The organism is Cryobacterium suzukii, from assembly GCF_004403185.1.
Taxonomy (GTDB): domain Bacteria; phylum Actinomycetota; class Actinomycetes; order Actinomycetales; family Microbacteriaceae; genus Cryobacterium; species Cryobacterium suzukii.
This window is the reverse complement of the sequence record NZ_SOHJ01000013.1, coordinates 48,655-65,766: the sequence shown is the minus strand read 5'-3', so window position 1 is coordinate 65,766 and position 17,112 is coordinate 48,655. Positions and strand designations below refer to the sequence as shown.

Below are 17,112 nucleotides of genomic sequence, written 5' to 3'. Positions count from 1 at the left end.
TCACGCTCCTCGTAGCGGTAACAGACGTGGGTCATAGGGTTCGAGCCCGACCGATTCCACGGGCGGTCCGTAGCCTGCCATCCGTTGCACTGCTTCGCGATCGGATGGCGAGGCCCCGGGGAGGGTGCCGCACACCGCAGCCAGGACCTCGGCATAGGGCGATTCGTGTTCGGATAGGGCGAGCCGCAGCAGTTCCAGGCTCGGTCGATATTGCAGCAGCAACTCCCGTCCGGCTGCCGGGTCGACGATCGCTGAGAATTCGAGTACCAGGGGAAGAAAGTCCGGCAATTCTCCGTGCGTGTTCGTCAGGTAGTCGCTGTTGCGGTAGACCTGTTTGAAGGCTGCCAGAACGTTCCCGCGCCTCCGTGTGTCACCGTCGGTCCAGTACGACAAATATAACGGATGGTGCTTGCTGAGATCGAAGGTGTCGACGTAGGAACGCTGCAACGTGGCGAGCTCCGTCCCCTCCAGGAAGCGAAGGAATTCGTCGAGTTTGGGCGTGTTTCGACCCTGTTCGGCGAGCGCGGCGTGCATGAGGTCGATGTGGCCGATGAGCTCGGCATCGGGGTAGGACAAACACCAGGAGGCCGCCTGGTACAAAACCCGATGATCGCGCTTCATGGGTCCACCGACGGGCTACCCGCCGAGCCGCCGGTCGAATCGACGGCCGGCCCGCGGCCGTCCAGATCTGCTGGCGACGGCTGCGCTGCGCGTGGCTGATTTCTGCCGCCGGGAAAGAGACCCTCTGGGCTCCCGTTTCCATCCCAGTTGAGTAGATTGACTCGGTTACGCAGGCTGCGCTCGCCGCTGGGGGTGTCAGACGTCTGCCGGTCCTTGAGCGCATAGAAGTTCTCGACAGCGACTGGCGTTGGCCGCCCGCTGGCCTCACCGAATGGGGAATCCTCGTACATGCCCGGCCCGCCCTCGAAATCGACGGAACATCCCATCTCCTCGAGATCGTGCGCCTGTTCGACGTGGGCCTTCGGAATGACATAGCGTTCTTCGTATTTAGCGATCGCCATCAGCCGGTACATCTCGTACATGCTCTCCGGCGTCATTCCTATGGCTTCGGGGATGGACCGGTCGGGTTCCTCCCCCATGGTGATTCCTCGCATGTAGGCGCGCATGGCTGCGAGCTTGCGCAGGACATCAGTGATCATGTCGGTGTCCCCGGCGGTGAAGAGCTCCGCGAGATATTCAACAGGAATGCGCAGCGCGTCGATGGCGCCAAACAGATTGCCACGGTCTTCCCCATCGTGACCCTGTTCGGTGAGTAGGTCGACGATGGGTGAGAGCGGCGGAACGTACCAGACCATGGGCATGGTGCGGTACTCGGGGTGCAGGGGCAGGGCAACCTTGTACACCTTGGCGAGTGCGTAGACGGGCGAGCGTCTGGCCGCGTCCAGCCAGTCGGCGGGGATTCCCTGGGCGGTGGCGGCAGCCGCCACTGCGGGATCGTTCGGGTCGAGGAGCACATCCATTTGTGACTGGTACAGGTCTTTCACGTCGGTGACAGCGGCCGCGTCCGTGACCCGGTCGGCGTCGTAGAGAAACAGGCCCAGATAGCGCAGGCGCCCAACGCAGGTTTCCGAACACACGGTGGGAAGGCCAATTTCGACGCGGGGGTAGCAAAACGTGCACTTCTCGGCTTTGCCCGTCTTGTGGTTGAAGTAAATCTTCTTGTACGGGCATCCGGTGATGCACTGCCGCCAGCCGCGGCACTTGTCCTGGTCGACGAGCACGATGCCGTCTTCGACCCGCTTGTAGATTGCTCCCGATGGGCAGGAAGCCATGCAGGAAGGATTGAGGCAGTGCTCGCAGATTCGCGGCAGGTAGAACATGAAGGTCTGTTCGAAGGCGAATTTGATTTTGTCTTCGGATTCCTTGCGCACCTTTTCTACGATGGGATCGAGGTGTCCCATCGCGGGCGCACCGCCGAGGTCGTCGTCCCAGTTCGCCGACCAGGTGATTTTGGTGTCCTTGCCGGTGATCAGGGATTTCGGACGGGCCACCGGAAAGTCATCGCCCAACGGGGCATCGATAAGCGTCTTGTAGTCGTAGGTCCAGGGTTCGTAATAGTCCTTCAGCTCCGGTTGAACCGGGCTAGCGAACAGGCCGAGAAGTTTCTTGATCCGACCGCCGCTCTTGAGCACCAGCCGACCCTTCTTGTTCAGCTGCCAGCCTCCGCGCCATTTCTCTTGATCCTCGTAACGTCGCGGGTACCCCTGCCCTGGCCTGGTCTCGACGTTGTTGAACCAGACGTATTCCGTGCCGGCGCGATTCGTCCAGGCCTGCTTGCAGGTAACCGAGCATGTGTGGCAGCCGATGCACTTGTCGAGATTCATCACCATGCCCATCTGGGCCATCACTCGCATCAGTACGTTACCTCCTGTGAGCGCCGACGGATCGTCGAGACGATGTCCCGCTGGTTACCGGTCGGGCCCAGATAGTTGAACGCGTAGGACAGCTGCGCGTAGCCGCCGATGAGGTGCGTGGGTTTAACCAGCAACCGGCTCACCGAATTATGGATCCCGCCACGCCTGCCGGTGGCCTCGGACTTGGGTACATCGATGGTGCGTTCCTGGGCGTGGTAAACGTACACAACTCCCTGCGGCATCCGGTGGCTGACGATCGCCCGGCCCACCAGAACACCGTTCATACTGACGCATTCGACCCAGTCGTTATCAAGGACCTTGATGGAGTCGGCATCTTGGGGGCTCATCCATACGGTCGGCCCGCCGCGGGAGAGTGACAGCATGAACAGGTTGTCCTGGTACTCCGAGTGGATCGACCATTTGGAATGCGGCGTCAAATAGCGCACCGTCACCTCAGTGTCGCCGTTCGGACCGAACTTGGGTTCGCCGAACAGGCGTTGCATGTCGAGGGGAGGCCGGTAGATGGGTAGGGCTTCGCCGAGGTCCATCATCCAGTCATGGTCGAGGAAGAAGTGCATTCGGCCGGTCAGCGTGTGCCAGGGCTTCAGCCTCTCCACGTTGATCGTGAACGGTGAGTAGCGTCGGCCTCCGGTTTCTGACCCAGACCATTCCGGCGACGTGATCACCGGTACCGGGGCAGCCTGGGTTTGTGCGAACGTGATCCGTTTCTCCGCGGACCCCTCGGCCAGGTCGGCCAGGCGCATTCCCGTTTGCTTCTCGAGCTCGCGGAATCCCTGAACGGCGAGCTCGCCGTTGGTCGTGCCGGAAAAGCTCAAAATTGCCTGCGCGAACTTCGCATCCGTGTCGATCGCTGGCCGTCCATGACCCGCGCCGCCCCGCATCACACCGTTACTTTGAGCCAGACGTGGAATCTCGTGTTCCATGCGAAATGTGACGTTCTTGACGGTGAAACCCCGTTGCTCCGCCAGGGGACCGACCGTGGCCAGCTTCTCGGCGATCTGGGTATAGTCCCGTTCCACGAGTTGGAAGACCGGCATGTTCTGGCCGGGTACCGCGGGAATATCCGTCTGGCGCCAGTCCCTGACCACCCCACCTGGCTGGGCGATCTCGCCGGGGGTGTCATGCTGCAGGGGCACGCTGACGAGGTCCCGTCGAGTGCCCAGATGCCTTTTGGCCTGCCTGGAGACTTCCTCGGCGAGCAGGTGAAACATCTCAAAATCGGTTTTAGCTTCCCAGGGCGGATCGATGGCCGGCGTGAAGGCGTGCACAAACGGATGCATGTCGGTTGAGGAGAGGTCGTGTTTCTCGTACCAGGTGGCGGCGGGGAAGACGATGTCGGACAGGAGCGTCGTGGAGGTCATGCGGAAATCGGCCGAGACCAAGAAATCGAGTTTGCCCTCCGGTGCATTCTCGTGCCACACCACGTCGCGAGGCCGTGCCGCATTCACGTGGTCCTGGCCCAGCACATTGTGGTGGGTACCCAGCAGATGTTTGAGAAAATATTCGTTGCCCTTGGCCGAGGAACCGAACAGGTTTGAGCGCCAGAGCACCAGAGTACGCGGCCAGTTTTCGGGGGCATCGACATCGTCGATGGCGCTTTTCAGTTGCCCGGATTTGAGTGCCGCCGCGACGTAGGCGGGGGCATCGGTCGCCTCACCCCGCTCAATCGCCGCCTGTACCTCGTCGGCGAGGTCGAGCGGGTTGCGGTCGAATTGCGGGTAGAACGGCATCCACCCGAGCCGCGCAGATTGGGCGAGGGTGTCGGCGGTGTGCATTCCGTCAAAGTGCCCCTCCGCCAGCGGGGATTTCAGGGAGTCGGCGGAATATCCGTCGGAGCGCCACTGGTCGGTGTGCATGTACCAGTAGCCGGTGCCGATCATGGTGCGCGGCGGCCGGCTCCAGTCCATGGCGTTGGCGAGCGAGATCCACCCCGTGATCGGTCGGGTCTTCTCCTGCCCCACATAGTGTGCCCAGCCGCCGCCGTTGCGGCCCATGCATCCCGTCAGCATGAGCATCGACAATACCGCTCGGTAGGTGGCATCACCGTGGAACCACTGGCAGATTCCGGCCCCCATGATGATCATGGAGCGGCCCTTGGACTGTTCCGCATTGCGGGCGAATTCCCGGGCCACCCGAATGCACGCCGCTGCCGGAACGCTAGTGATCTCGGCCTGCCAGGCGGGGGTGTACGGCGTCGAAGAGTCGTCGTAGCCCGACGCCCAGTTCCCCGGGAGGCCTGGGCGCCCGACGCCGTATTGGGCCATCATCAGGTCAAAAACTGTTGTCACGAGATGCCCCGCCACCCGGCGGACTGGAACACCGCGGGTGAGAATCGAGCCTTCGCCCGAGGGCGCTTCGAAGCACGGCATCCGGATGCTGGCGGCCTCACCATTCGCGACTCCCAGCAGCGACAGGGCGGGGTCGATCCCTTCCAGGTCGAGGTTCCATTTGCCCTGTCCGGCTTCTCCGTAGCGAAAGCCGATTGATCCGTTGGGTACGACGGGCTCCCCCGTTGCTGCATCCAGCAGGACGGTTTTAAATGCCGCGCCCTCGACTGCGGCCTGGCCCGGCAGGTCGGCGGCGGTCAAGAATTTAGTCGGCACCAGGCCGAGCCCATCTGAGTGCTGTTCGAGCCGAACGAGAAAGGGCAGGTCGGTATACCGGCGCACGTAGCCCTCGAAATACGGGATCGTGCGTTCGACGAAAAATTCCTTGAGAATGACGTGCCCCATGGCCATCGCCAGTGCGGCGTCGGTGCCGGCTTGCGCGGGTAACCATTCGTCGGCAAATTTGGTGTTGTCCGCGTAGTCGGGACTGATGGCAATGACTTTTGTACCTCGGTAGCGCACCTCCGTCATCCAGTGGGCGTCCGGTGTGCGGGTAACAGGGACGTTTGAACCCCACATCATGAGGTACGTGGCGTCCCACCAGTCGCCCGATTCTGGAACATCCGTCTGGTCGCCGAAGACCTGCGGGCTCGCCACCGGCAGGTCGGCGTACCAGTCGTAGAACGACGTCATGACGCCACCGATGAGCTGGATGAACCGGTTGCCCACGGCATGAGAGACCATCGACATGGCCGGAATGGGCGAGAATCCGGAGCAGCGGTCTGGCCCGTAGGTCTTGATGGTGTGAACGTGCGCTGCGGCGGAAATCTCGATAGCTTCCGACCATGGAATGCGAATCAGCCCGCCCTTGCCGCGCGCCTGCTGGTATCGGCGGCGGCGCTCCGGGTCGTTCACGACATCCGCCCAGGCCAGCACCGGGTCATTGAGCCTGGCCTTGGCCTCACGGTACATTTCGACGAGGACACCGCGCGCATACGGATACCGCACCCGAGTTGGCGAGTAGGTGTACCAGCTGAACGCGGCACCGCGCGGGCAGCCACGCGGTTCGTATTCCGGGCTATCCGGCCCGACCGACGGGTAGTCCGTCTGCTGGGCCTCCCAGGTGATAATCCCGTCGCGCACGTAGACCTTCCAGGAACACGACCCGGTGCAGTTCACCCCGTGGGTGGAACGAACGACCTTGTCATGACTCCACCGGTCTCGGTAGAACACGTCTCCTTTACGGCCGCCCTCGCGGAAGACCGCACGTCCGTCATCTGTGTGTTCCCAACGGGTGAAAAAACGGCCAAGGGCCAACATCGTGTCTGACGCTTTTCCGTCTAACCCGGCAGGTATAGGACCAGCTGCCATGCGGATAGCCTAGGTCGACAGTGCACAACGCGCTAGGGCAAATTTCGTTACATCCCTGGTCGGTCCGCCTTGGTCGCCTCAGCGCGAGAAAGCCACGAATCCTCGCTAACTCGCCAGTTTTGTCCGGTGATTCCGATGTCCCATGTTCGCGCGGGCGTGTTGAGCAATCAGACGGTGCGCGGGGCTTTCGCCAGATTGGCCTCGAGCTCTGCAGTGGTCTGACGGATGCCATAGGCCGGGCGGTCGCGCTCGACGCGCCAGCTCTCCTCGAGCGGGCCGATGTTCACGGTGTCAAAGCCGAATTCGTCGTAGAGCTTCGTAACGAAGGCGGACGCATCCGCGAAGTCGGACGCCGTGGCCAGCGCCCGCCGCGCCGGGTCGCCGGTGGGGAACGAGTCCGCTGTGATGTCGGCGGCCGTGATGTGGTTGAAGCCCTTCGCTACGCGTGAGGTCGGCAGGTGCTTCTGCAGCATGCCCGTCACGGTCGTTTCGCCGTTATCGAGGGCTGCGATGTGTCCGTCGCGTTCGAAGTAGTAGTTATTGGTGTCAATCACGATCTTGCCGGCGAGCTGCTCAACGGGCACGTCCGCGTAGGCGTTCAGCGGCACAGTCACAACCGCGACCTCGGCGGCCTCAGCGGCCTGCGCCGAGGTTCCGGCGGTCGCTTTCGGGCCCAGCTCGGCGACGAGCTCTGCGAGGGTCTCCGCACCTCGCGAATTGCTGATCACGACGTCATAGCCGTTCTCGATCGCCTTGCGGGCGACCTGGCTGCCAATGTTTCCTGCACCGATGATTCCGATAGTTGTCATGATGGCGACAACGAGGGTGGCGGCGGAATTGTTCCCCGCTGCCAACCATGTCCGTCCAGCAACGCCCGTGGAAGCCACGGATTACGGTGTCGGTGGATCTCCTGACACCCGGCGATAGCGCTCGGGTTAGTTCTCGAGCAGGGAGTTGAGCACGTCCGGACGGTTGGTGATCACGCCGTCCACGCCCAGCTCGATGGCCCGCACCATGTCTGCCTCCGCATTGACCGTCCACACGAGCACGTCCATGCCGAGGCGGTGAACCTCGGCCACGTAGGCCGCGTCAATCGACGTGTGGTACGGATTGACCTGATCTGCCCACGTGGCAAGTTCCGGCAGTCGATCGATGGTCGGTGTGCCGAGGAGGCCCACCGGAACGGTCGGTTCGAGTTCGGTGAAGGTTTTCATCGAGTCGAAGTTGAACGACTGCACCACGAGCTTGTCCTGACCCACGGCGGACTGCACGTAGCCGCGGGATTCACGAAGCGCGGCTGATATCTCGGCCTCGATACCCGTGTACAGCTCGGGTGACTTGATTTCGAGCAGCATGCCGGATCCGCTCTTTCGAATGACCTCGATCGCCTCGGCGAAGGTTGGTAGCTTTTCGCCGGTGAACTGGGCGCCTTTCCACGAGCCGGCGTCGAGGGTTTGCATCTCTGCAGCGGTGAAGTCGCCCACATTCCATGGTGCCCGGTCGGGGAAGACGTCCTCCGCGTTTGTGGTTCGGGTCAGGTTCGTGTCGTGAATGACCACGAGTTCTCCGTCGACGGAGCGTTGAACGTCGATCTCGATCAGGTCGGCGCCTTGGTCCGTTCCTGCGCGAAAGGCGGCGAGGGTGTTCTCGGGAGTAGATTGACTCGCGCCGCGATGCGCTGCGTTGATCACGTCGTCGGATTCGCTCGCGAAGGCACTGGGTGCCGCGCCGACGGACAGGCCGGCGACCAGGGAAGCAGCGACGGCAGCACCGGCGACGCGACGGCGTCGAAACGATACGGCGGGAACGGTGACAGTGGGCGTGCTCATGGGATCTCCTTGCGTTGGAAGCGTTGAACGCTTTCAGGCTGCCGCGTGAAGATGTCGCCCCGGTGTCCTGCCGGTGGATCAAAGGTGGAGCGCACCTGTCGGGGAACACCTCGCGGCATATCTGCAGCGACGGCACCCGCGCGACCTCCACCACAGCCGGAACCTAGCGATCGTCAGTCTGTGACGCTGACACGCGCAGGCTAATAAAATAAAGGGCACCGTGGCGCATCCGGGAACTCAACGATTTGTGCCACAAGGGAATTACTACCGGCGAACCGATCAACGACCTCGCACGCTCTTACTCGACCTGTGAAACGTGGTAATGGCTGATGAGCCATGAATCATCGACGTATTGCAGAACAGCCGTCAGGTGAACGGGAATGACGACACCGTCAGGACGGGTGAAGTCGACGTCGATATATGAGATCAATGTTGTGTCGGAGAGTTGGCGGTGTTCGAGAATGCGAAAGGCGGGACTGAGGCCGACCGGCTGGCTGTCGTAATAGGTGATCACACCGAGCCTGCCAATCGAATGCGTTGGCGCGACGCCTTGGAATAGTGCATTTTCGGTGAAGTAGGAGGCGACACGTTCCGGCTCATGTTCACGGATTCCGTTCGCCCAGGCATTGAAGACTTCCGTCAAGATGCGAACTCGAGCGATGTTATCAAGCGCGGTCATCGGTTTCTCTCCCGTACGTTTTTCTACAGTCAAAGATGAGACGGACAGCTCAGCCTGCACGTCGAATCATGACTCAGCTTCCGGCGCTTTGTCCGCCGTCGATGTGTAAAATTTCCCCCGTGACGAATGGGGCCTGTTCAAGGTAGAGGACGCCATGGGTGACATCATCGATCGTGCCAATCCGTCCGACCGGGTGCCAGCCTGCGAGCGTTCCGTGCGTCTCTTCCGGGTGCATGGGGGTGTGGATGACTCCCAGAGAAACGGCGTTCACGCGGATGCCGCGGCTGGCGTACTCGATCGCCAGGGACTTCGTGACGGATGACAGTCCGCCCTTGGTCAGTGAGGCGAGAGCAGACGGAGCGCTTGAGTTCGCGAATTCAACAAGCGTCGTTGTCACGTTCACCACGTGGCCCGCTCCCTGTTCGACCATCTGCGCGATGGTCTTCTGCGTAATGTGGAAGAAACCTCCGAGGTTCACCTGAAGAATGTTGTTGTAGTCCTCCTGGGTGTACTCGGTGAATGGCTTTCCGATAAAGATTCCGGCATTGTTCACGAGCGTGTCGATTCGGCCGAACTTCTCCATCGCGGTGCTGACGACCTTCCCGGCCACAGCGGGGTCCGAAATATCTCCGGGTACCGTAATAACGTCCGAGTGTTCGGACGCCGTTATGGAGCGTGAATTAGCCACGACGGCGTAGCCGAGCCCGCGGAAGGCGGACACCAGACCTGCTCCGATGCCTTGGGAGCCCCCAGTGATGATGGCTACTTTGCGAGTTTTCATGTTCAGAATTCCTAAGCGGTGATCGGTCTACAATATTCGTCTCGAATATAGTCGACAGGTGCTCCTCGACAGCGCGGTGTCCCTGAACGGGCAGCTTGTTTGCCACACCCAGGGTTGATAGGGGCGATGCGGGTGCGCGGCGCAGGTCGGGCGACGACGATCCGCACTGAATCCGCCGCCGCGTAAGCTAGGACAACTCATTGTCAGGTTTTTAGGAAGCGCCACCATTCAATGGGACGCGACCCACGGAAAGGGACCATCCCATGATTTTTATCGTTGCCAAGTTCACTGTGAAACCAGAGTGGAGTGATCGTTGGTTGGACCTCACCCGAGATTTCACAGAGGCCACGCGCCAGGAACCGGGCAACCTGTGGTTCGACTGGTCGCGAAGTGTTGACGATCCTCACCAGTTCGTCCTCGTCGAGGCATTCCAAGATGACGCCGCGGGAGCTCACGTGAACAGCACTCACTTCGCGGCGGCCATGAAGGCTATGCCTCAAGCGCTCGTGAAAATTCCAGAAGTCATCAGCGAGCGTATCGACGCTGAAGGCTGGGGCCCATTGGGAGAAATGACGATGCCCGTGTAGCGGTTGTTTGCCGCTAACCCCGCGACGCCGCCGAACGAGACCAGTAACCGGTTATAGGAACAGGACTATGCACGATCTCAACGCCCTTACGGTTCGCAGCATCTCAGTGTCCGAGATGAGCAATAACGTGTACGTACTCACCTCGAAATCCAGCGGCGCGCAGGTGCTGATCGACGCCGCGGACGATGCACCCGCCATCTTCACCCTGCTCGAAGATGCACGGAAAGACACGACTGCCATCACCAGGCTGGCCCTCATAATCACCACCCACTCGCACTGGGATCATGTGCGGGCACTTGGCGAGGTCAGGGAACTGACGAAGGCACCAGCGGCGGCGGGTCTCGACGATATCGCGGACATTGCCGTGCCTACGGACATAACCTTGCACCACGGGGACGTCAGGTCCATCGAAGGCATTGAACTCGAAATAATCCACCTGCGCGGACACACCCCCGGGTCGATTGCCGTGCTCTACCGCGATCTGCATGGTCCCGCCCATCTTTTCACGGGTGATTCGCTCTTCCCAGGCGGAGTTGGGAACACCAACGGTGATGCCGAGCGTTTCGCATCGTTGTACAACGACGTCGTCACCCGAATCTTCGACTACCTTCCGGACGACACACTGGTGCACCCGGGCCACGGGGTAGGCACAACGCTTGGAGCCGAGCGGGGCAAGCTCTCCGAGTGGAAACAACGCGGCTGGTGACGACAGCAGCCGCCTCGGGCATCCGGCGGCTCACATCACTGCGCCTTATTTCAGACCAGACAATTTTAAGGAGCTGCAGACATGTCCCCACTCGCCCTCATCACCGGTGCATCGTCCGGAATAGGCAAAGCGTTCGCTGAGCGTCTGGCCGGCGACGGTTACGACCTAATCGTGGTCGGCCGCCGGCTCGAACGGCTCGAAGCACTCGCCGCATCGCTCCCCGAAGTGACGGTGCAGGTTATCGCCGCTGACCTTTCTACCGATGACGGCATCGAAACGGTCGCAAAGTTGTGCGCAAGCCAACCGTTAACGATGCTGATCAACAACGCTGGCGTCGCCCACTACATGCCGATGGCGGAGTTGCCCGCCGAGAAGGCGCGGGAGCTGCTGCACGTCAAGGTCGTCGCGCCGACGATGCTGACCCACGCGGCGCTGCCTGGCATGATCGAACGCGGTGTGGGAACGATCGTGAACGTTGCCGGGATGATCGCATTTTCGGGACCGGCACCGACATCGCAGATGCCACGTCGCGCCATCTACGCTGGAACACTTGCTCACACGATCACCATGTCACAGACCCTGCATGCGGAGCTGGAGGGGACCGGTGTGAACGTGCATGTCGTCTGTCCCGGGGTCGTGGCCACCGAGTTCCACGAGGTTCAGGGCATGGACTTGTCAGGTGTGCCTCGAATGTCCGCGGACGACGTCGTCGTCGCTGCGCTGGCTGGCATCGAACTCGGCGAAGTTGTCAGCGCTCCCGGCGTCGAGGAATACAGCCTCCTTGAGGCTGTATTTAGCGCAGACCTCGCCGCGTTCGCGGCCCAGAGCCCGCAACTCGCATCTCGCTACCGCACGAACTGATCCGACGGCTCACCAACACTGCAGGCGAAGCCGCCATGCGGGCTATTTGGTTTCAGAAGCTTCATCGAAGTCGCGCTGCCAGTCATCCATCGCCTTGCGCGGGCCCATGAGGCCACCGAGCGCGACCTGATACACCAGCCCACGGTGGCCGTTGACCTGTCGGATGTTGTCGAGAAGTTGCACGTCCACCGCTTCGATCGCCCCTTGCACGTCGCGGATGTGCTTGTCCGGGTTATCCCACAGTCGAGGGTTGGCGAGCACGTCCAGGAGGTAGTCGCGGTCGAGAGCCGCAGCGAGCTTGCCGAGTTTGTCCTCATACTCAGCTCGGGCGAGGCCTCGTTGCGCTTCGTCGGCCTTCACACTCAGCCGACGAAATAGCTCGGTCACGTTTGAAACCACCGAATCGATCTGCCCGATCACCGAGGAAGCCACCCGGTTGCCAGCCGCCGCCTGCGTTTGATACAACTGCTTGAGTTCCAGAAGTTTCACGATGTGGGCGCGGATGAGCGGTGGTACTGGGTCGACCGCGCGCGTGGCCTTTGGACGCGTGCCCCGTGTACGACGACGCCATACGGCCCAAATACCGCCTCCGACGGCCGCGGCTGCAGCGAGAATGCCTATCAGTACCCAGCCAAAGACCGTTGGACCATGGGAGTCGAAAGCGGCCGTGATCGTCGCCACGCCGATGCTGAAAAGGATGCTGGAACCGAAGATCGCGCCAACGATCATCCAGACAATCTTCTTATGTTTGTCGTACCCCTCCAGCCGGAAGCCCCACGCATCGCGTTGGCCACCGAAAAGGGTTATCAGCAGATCGATGATTACCCAGTAGCCAAAGCCGCCGAGGGTGAAGAGTTTGAGCCACGCCGATCGGGACTTTCCGAGGTAGAACCGGTCGGCGCCAAAAAAACCGAAAAAGAAGCCGAGCAGCGCCGTCACGATGAAGCTCTTGCTGCCTTCCGGTACAGCGTTAGTTGAAGACGTGCCTGGCGGAAGGGACACGCGTGGCGGCGGGCTGCTCGACAAGTCCCTCCCCCTTATTTTCCATGTCTTTGGCACTGGGTCGCGATCGGACCCATGACACTTCATTGCTCAGCCGCGCCATTCAGTCAATAGCAGTACAGCTTCGTACCATTCGGGATGTCCCGGCTGGTTCAACTAGAGACCAGTGTAAGTGCACAGTGTCGGCAAAATCGGCGGTTTCAACACATTGACGAAGCCGTATGTACACGACGCGAGTAGCTGGTCGCGCGTCGCCCTCCAGTCCATGCTCCGAGTCTACGAGGCGCGAGTCAACCGCTACATTTGTTGCGTGACTGAAGAATTCTTGTTTGGGGCGCTCCGCGACCTTGCCTTGCTGGTGGCAGGTTCATTGCTGACGCTCGGCGGTACTTGGCTGGCGAATCGCGCCGCGGACAAACGGGCGTCCCGCATGGAGGACGCTAGACGCGAGCATGCCAAAAACGAGTTGAGTCGGAAAGCCACTGAACAGGTGCGGGAACTCGTTTTTGAACTCTACGTCGCCGCTCGGAAATGGAATCAAGAAGGCAATCTCGATCCAATCCGTTTTGAGGAAGCTACGTTCCATGGAGCTGAGATGGGCGGCGAGCTCATCGGCGACGGTGAAGTACGGTCGCTTATTGAGGACGCGTTCCTGGTGGCTCGCAATCCGGTCGACGGTCCCGAGTATGGCTACGTCGATGAAACGCCACCACGATCGCAGACGACCGCGCTCTACGATGCCCTCCAAGTTCTCTCGGCGCACCTTCGTGGCGACTCAGTGAACGGTCACCACGCCAACCGAATCAGGGAACGGCGAGCCGGCGCCTTGAAAGGCGCGCACGACAAAATCGAGGCCGCAGCGACACCGGCATTTTAGCCACCCGACCAAATATCCACCGGGATGATGTGTTCTGCGAGGCGGGCGGGTCAGAGCGCGACGTCAGAGCGCCCAAACCATTGCGCCAGCTTTGCGACGCAACGATCCCTTCGGTCGGCAAGGTTAGGAACGAAAGCGTCCTGTTACCGGTCTGCCAGGGGCTGTTTCGCTCATCCATTGGCAGGTCGACGCTGGTGGCCGGATAGGCCAGAGCTGCGACAGTTGGATCGAACCCGGCCGCCGGAACGTGCCCCGTTACCTTGTTCGTAACCTCGGATGGTGTGAGTATCTGAGGGAGTTGACCTGTCGGGTCCGGCATGATTGTTGCCCCCAGTCGTTGATGATCCGGGGGGTGTTGTCACCGGACTCGATTGGCGTCGGGCGCGCCCAAAGCCCGACTGGGGTCTCACCTCAACGAAACGGGGACGCTTGCTGCCCGTGTTGCCGCGGAACCCTCCGTTCAACTTGGGGCGCCCTCCGGAACTCAGGCGCGCGTTCAGCTCCCAGAACCAGTTTGTCCGCCGTCGATAGCGCGACGCTAGACCCTTTTCAGCGGATCATTTCCCCAATTCATCAGCGAGTAGCGCCAGCGCGAGCGCTCGACATCGGAATCCGGTTTCTGTGCCGTATGTCGCTTGACGTAGCCGACCACCGTATGCATGTGTTCAATATCAGACGCGGTCAGATCGCCCTTCTTCGTTCCAAGAATCGTCACGATCCTGCGCCCGGACCGATGCCCGATGGATTCCCCGCTACCATCGTCTTTCTGCCCGACCTCCTTGACTTCGCGGGCACAACGTTTCACGCGTCAAAAGATGACCCTAAATATTGTGAAATCCGAGAAGACGGATGCGGAAGCCGCGCACAAGGCCAGTGCCCTGCGCAAGCTGTCGTCACGATAGGGCACCTGCTATGCGACGGGCATTTTTATCTCACTGTCGGTACCTTCGGTTGGCACGGTTTGGACACTGGCCAAATTTCTTGCCCGTCACGTTCGGGTCGCCGTCGCGCTGACGTGATTCGCTCGTCTTGAAGCCCGAGTCGCGGTCGGGCGACAACAGGTCCCCACCGCCAGCTTCGCTTTCGTCGCGTGAAACAGAATGGCTGGGGCTCGATCGTCATCGACACTCCAGCTTCATTTCGCAGGTCCGAGCTGTCGCCGATGATTTCATGAGTCAAGCTGCACGCAATCGAGGTCCACGTGTCCAAGTAGGCTGGGAACGCTGCGCCGCGCACTGGTGGGAGGAGACGCATCGTGAGTATGAGGGATGTTTCGGTGTCGAGCGGTGCTCGCCGACGCATCCGCTCATTCTCTGTCTGGATCTGGGGCTGCGGCGCTCTGGCTCTCTTCGTCGGCGCGCTGAACACCTTTGCCGACGTTGGGATCGGCGACGCGGGCTTCGCGATCCTTGGTGATGGGGCGAACCCGTGGGACGTCGAAGCGCCGACCGTTTTTGAACCGGACGGCACCACGTACTCGGGTGAGGGCAGCGGCCTGATCAGCATTCCCTTCGAAGAGCACGATCGGGACCCCTACATCGTGAGTCTCATCACCGGACAATACCTTGGCCTCTATATGACCGGCATCGACGATCTCGGCCGACCCGACGACGACCGCGGTTACCCGACCAGTGTCGGCTATCTCTACGATCCCGACGCCGAACTGCTCGTGCTTCCACCCGACGGCGACCTCGAACTGTGGGTGCGTACCGACGAACCGTGGGAATTCACTCTGTACAAGGCCGAGGTCGCCGAGATCACGGACGGTTTCGCCAGCGGCAAGGGCAACGATTTTCTGGTCTACCGCGGTGCCGCGGTCAGCGCACGCTTCGTACATCACGGTGAGGGGCTCTTCTACGTGACCGTTCAAACCGTCGAAGAGCAGTCGGACCAGCCCATCATCGAGTCCGGCGATGTCGACCAGCGCCTGTCCTGGGACCCGACCGAGGCCGTGTACATCAGTATCGAGGCCGACGAAAACCGGGGCGCCTGGTCGGTAGACATCGACGAATTAGCGCAGGATCCCCCGGCATCCACTGACATCCCGAAAGGAACGCCATGAGTTTCGCCCAGACGCTCGATCAGGCCTTCAAGGCCCGCCTGCCGCTGTTGTACATCGAGACGAGCGAGGAAGTGCGCGCCCTCGATGCGGTCACCAGCGCAGCCCAGGCGCTGCGGCGCCCCCGCGAGGTGTGGACTTGGACGAGCGCTACCGGGCTGATCGGCCCCGACGGCAAGGGAATCAACAACACGAACGCACCAGCCCGGGCGCTGGACCACATTGTCGGGATCCCCGAAAACGCCGTCTTCGTCTTCTGCGACCTGCATGCCTACTTCGGCACCGAGCAACGCCCCGGCGACCCTGTCATCATCCGCAAGGTGCGCGAGACCGTGCTCGAACTGCGCCACGCGGATGCCGCCCGAGCGCTGGTCGTGACGGCTCCGGTTCGAAGTATCCCACCGGAACTCGACAAGCTCGCCCACCTGCTCGAGTTCCCTCTGCCGAACACCACCGAACTGGGCTCGATGCTCGACTCCATGATCGAGAACAACGCCTCAGGGAGCGGCCGGATCAAAGTTCAGGCCGATGAGAAAACCCTCGAAGCCCTCGTGCAAGCCGCGCGCGGACTGACGATGTCCGAGGCCGAGAACGCGTTCGCCCGGGCCATGGTCGACGACGGCCAACTCACCTCGAACGACATCACGGTCGTGCTCGACGAGAAGCGCCAGATCGTCAGTAAGTCCGGCCTGCTGGACTTCGTCACGAAGGCCCTCGACCTCGACTCCGTTGGCGGTCTCAACAACCTGAAGCGCTGGCTGTCCCGTCGCGACGGCTCCTGGCTGGCCGAAGCCGAGGAGTTCGGACTGCCGGCCCCGAAGGGGGTACTCATCACCGGAGTGCCCGGCTGTGGAAAATCACTCACGGCCAAGGCGATGGCCGCGTCGTGGGGACTGCCGCTGCTCCGGCTCGACATCGGCCGGATCTTCTCCGGACTCGTCGGTTCATCGGAGCAGAATCTGCGTACAGCGCTCGCCACCGCCGAGGCCGTCGCCCCGTGCATCCTCTGGGTCGATGAGATCGAAAAGGGCTTCTCCAACACCACGGGCAGCGGTGACTCCGGCACGACCGCGCGCGTGTTCGGCTACTTCCTCACCTGGATGCAGGAGAAGCAGCACCCGGTGTTCGTCGTCGCCACCGCGAACAATATCGACTCCCTCCCGCCGGAGTTCATGCGCAAGGGCCGGTTCGACGAGATCTTCTTCGTCGATCTGCCGACGGCCGTGGAGCGGCGGGCCATTTGGACCATCCAGCTCGCTTCGAAGGCCACCCCCGGCAACGGGCTTGCGGCTATCGGCGCTTCCGACGTCGAAAAACTCATCGCCGACAGCGAGAATTATTCCGGCGCCGAGATCGAGCAGGCCGTCATCGTGGCTCTCTACGAGGCCTTCGCCGAACGCCGGCCCGCGACCCTGCGCGACCTCACCGAAGCGATCATCAACATGATCCCTCTCGCCGTGACCCAGGCGGAAGAAGTGCAGACCATTCGCGCCTGGGCCGAGGTGCGCGCTGTGCGAGCCACGGGCAGCGAAGACATCGACCCCGACGAAGACGCCCTGGTCGACGCCAGCAACACCAGTAGTTCGGCACTCTCCAGCCGCCGCGGCGGACGCACCGTTGATTTCTAAGGACACCCC

At 61.7% G+C, this 17,112-nt stretch carries 15 protein-coding genes; 6 read left to right on the top strand and 9 right to left on the bottom strand.

Annotated elements, in window-relative coordinates; translation table 11 throughout:
• The 7 genes from narJ to E3T39_RS13060 form a co-directional block, all read right to left on the bottom strand.
• Positions 1–621, bottom strand: a complete 621-nt coding sequence (gene narJ / locus E3T39_RS13090; RefSeq protein WP_134516040.1) for a nitrate reductase molybdenum cofactor assembly chaperone — start codon at positions 619–621, stop codon at positions 1–3.
• Positions 618–2,375: a nitrate reductase subunit beta gene (narH, locus tag E3T39_RS13085; protein WP_134516039.1), complete on the bottom strand. Its 1,758-nt coding sequence runs from the start codon at positions 2,373–2,375 to the stop codon at positions 618–620. The genes narJ and narH overlap by 4 nt, the downstream gene beginning before the upstream one ends.
• Positions 2,375–6,094 carry a nitrate reductase subunit alpha gene (locus tag E3T39_RS13080; RefSeq protein ID WP_134516037.1) on the bottom strand — a complete coding sequence of 1,240 codons (3,720 nt, stop codon included), beginning with the start codon at positions 6,092–6,094 and terminating at the stop codon, positions 2,375–2,377. The genes narH and E3T39_RS13080 overlap by 1 nt, the downstream gene beginning before the upstream one ends.
• A gap of 167 nt (positions 6,095–6,261) precedes the next feature.
• Entirely contained in the window at positions 6,262–6,903 is a 642-nt protein-coding gene (locus tag E3T39_RS13075; RefSeq protein ID WP_134516035.1) for an NADPH-dependent F420 reductase, read from the bottom strand.
• A gap of 126 nt (positions 6,904–7,029) precedes the next feature.
• Positions 7,030–7,923: a glycerophosphodiester phosphodiesterase gene (locus tag E3T39_RS13070; RefSeq protein ID WP_134516034.1), complete on the bottom strand. Its 894-nt coding sequence runs from the start codon at positions 7,921–7,923 to the stop codon at positions 7,030–7,032.
• 298 nt (positions 7,924–8,221) lie between these two features.
• Complete coding sequence (locus tag E3T39_RS13065; protein WP_134516032.1) at positions 8,222–8,602, bottom strand: nuclear transport factor 2 family protein; 381 nt, start codon at positions 8,600–8,602, stop codon at positions 8,222–8,224.
• A gap of 73 nt (positions 8,603–8,675) precedes the next feature.
• Complete coding sequence (locus E3T39_RS13060; protein ID WP_134516030.1) at positions 8,676–9,383, bottom strand: SDR family NAD(P)-dependent oxidoreductase; 708 nt, start codon at positions 9,381–9,383, stop codon at positions 8,676–8,678.
• Between the two features lie 263 nt (positions 9,384–9,646).
• Between E3T39_RS13060 and E3T39_RS13055 the strand changes: the two genes are divergently transcribed.
• The 3 genes from E3T39_RS13055 to E3T39_RS13045 all read left to right on the top strand — a co-directional run bounded on the left by E3T39_RS13055 (position 9,647) and on the right by E3T39_RS13045 (position 11,537).
• The gene (locus E3T39_RS13055) at positions 9,647–9,970 is read left to right on the top strand and encodes a putative quinol monooxygenase (RefSeq protein WP_134516028.1); all 324 of its coding nucleotides are present in this window, start codon (positions 9,647–9,649) and stop codon (positions 9,968–9,970) included.
• A 67-nt stretch (positions 9,971–10,037) separates the two neighbouring features.
• On the top strand, positions 10,038–10,676 hold the full coding sequence (locus E3T39_RS13050) for an MBL fold metallo-hydrolase (RefSeq protein WP_134516026.1): 639 nt from the start codon (positions 10,038–10,040) through the stop codon (positions 10,674–10,676).
• Between the two features lie 81 nt (positions 10,677–10,757).
• A complete protein-coding gene (locus E3T39_RS13045) occupies positions 10,758–11,537 on the top strand; it encodes an SDR family NAD(P)-dependent oxidoreductase (protein WP_134516024.1) in 780 nt (259 codons plus the stop codon).
• A gap of 42 nt (positions 11,538–11,579) precedes the next feature.
• Here the strand turns inward: E3T39_RS13045 and E3T39_RS13040 are convergent, their stop codons facing one another.
• Positions 11,580–12,626: a TM2 domain-containing protein gene (locus tag E3T39_RS13040; RefSeq protein WP_134516022.1), complete on the bottom strand. Its 1,047-nt coding sequence runs from the start codon at positions 12,624–12,626 to the stop codon at positions 11,580–11,582.
• A gap of 223 nt (positions 12,627–12,849) precedes the next feature.
• Here E3T39_RS13040 and E3T39_RS13035 point away from each other — a divergent pair, with 223 nt between their 5' ends.
• Entirely contained in the window at positions 12,850–13,416 is a 567-nt protein-coding gene (locus E3T39_RS13035; protein ID WP_134516020.1) for a hypothetical protein, read from the top strand.
• Positions 13,417–13,954: 538 nt separating this feature from the next.
• Here E3T39_RS13035 and E3T39_RS13030 read toward each other — a convergent pair.
• Positions 13,955–14,221: a DUF3140 domain-containing protein gene (locus tag E3T39_RS13030; protein WP_134516018.1), complete on the bottom strand. Its 267-nt coding sequence runs from the start codon at positions 14,219–14,221 to the stop codon at positions 13,955–13,957.
• Positions 14,222–14,671: 450 nt separating this feature from the next.
• Here E3T39_RS13030 and E3T39_RS13025 point away from each other — a divergent pair, with 450 nt between their 5' ends.
• Together E3T39_RS13025 and E3T39_RS13020 are read left to right on the top strand one after the other, a co-directional pair.
• Positions 14,672–15,478, top strand: coding sequence for a hypothetical protein (locus E3T39_RS13025; protein ID WP_134516017.1), 807 nt, complete (start codon positions 14,672–14,674; stop codon positions 15,476–15,478).
• Positions 15,475–17,103: an AAA family ATPase gene (locus E3T39_RS13020; RefSeq protein ID WP_134516015.1), complete on the top strand. Its 1,629-nt coding sequence runs from the start codon at positions 15,475–15,477 to the stop codon at positions 17,101–17,103. The genes E3T39_RS13025 and E3T39_RS13020 overlap by 4 nt, the downstream gene beginning before the upstream one ends.
• Positions 17,104–17,112: the final 9 nt, after the last annotated feature.

What these genes read in the sequence shown, in the direction of transcription:
- narJ (WP_134516040.1), bottom strand. Translation starts at nt 621, where the DNA reads ATGAAGCGCGATCATCGGGTTTTGTACCAGGCGGCCTCCTGGTGTTTG.
- narH (WP_134516039.1), bottom strand. Translation starts at nt 2,375, where the DNA reads ATGCGAGTGATGGCCCAGATGGGCATGGTGATGAATCTCGACAAGTGC.
- E3T39_RS13080 (WP_134516037.1), bottom strand. Translation starts at nt 6,094, where the DNA reads ATGGCAGCTGGTCCTATACCTGCCGGGTTAGACGGAAAAGCGTCAGAC.
- E3T39_RS13075 (WP_134516035.1), bottom strand. Translation starts at nt 6,903, where the DNA reads ATGACAACTATCGGAATCATCGGTGCAGGAAACATTGGCAGCCAGGTC.
- E3T39_RS13070 (WP_134516034.1), bottom strand. Translation starts at nt 7,923, where the DNA reads ATGAGCACGCCCACTGTCACCGTTCCCGCCGTATCGTTTCGACGCCGT.
- E3T39_RS13065 (WP_134516032.1), bottom strand. Translation starts at nt 8,602, where the DNA reads ATGACCGCGCTTGATAACATCGCTCGAGTTCGCATCTTGACGGAAGTC.
- E3T39_RS13060 (WP_134516030.1), bottom strand. Translation starts at nt 9,383, where the DNA reads ATGAAAACTCGCAAAGTAGCCATCATCACTGGGGGCTCCCAAGGCATC.
- E3T39_RS13055 (WP_134516028.1), top strand. Translation starts at nt 9,647, where the DNA reads ATGATTTTTATCGTTGCCAAGTTCACTGTGAAACCAGAGTGGAGTGAT.
- E3T39_RS13050 (WP_134516026.1), top strand. Translation starts at nt 10,038, where the DNA reads ATGCACGATCTCAACGCCCTTACGGTTCGCAGCATCTCAGTGTCCGAG.
- E3T39_RS13045 (WP_134516024.1), top strand. Translation starts at nt 10,758, where the DNA reads ATGTCCCCACTCGCCCTCATCACCGGTGCATCGTCCGGAATAGGCAAA.
- E3T39_RS13040 (WP_134516022.1), bottom strand. Translation starts at nt 12,626, where the DNA reads ATGAAGTGTCATGGGTCCGATCGCGACCCAGTGCCAAAGACATGGAAA.
- E3T39_RS13020 (WP_134516015.1), top strand. Translation starts at nt 15,475, where the DNA reads ATGAGTTTCGCCCAGACGCTCGATCAGGCCTTCAAGGCCCGCCTGCCG.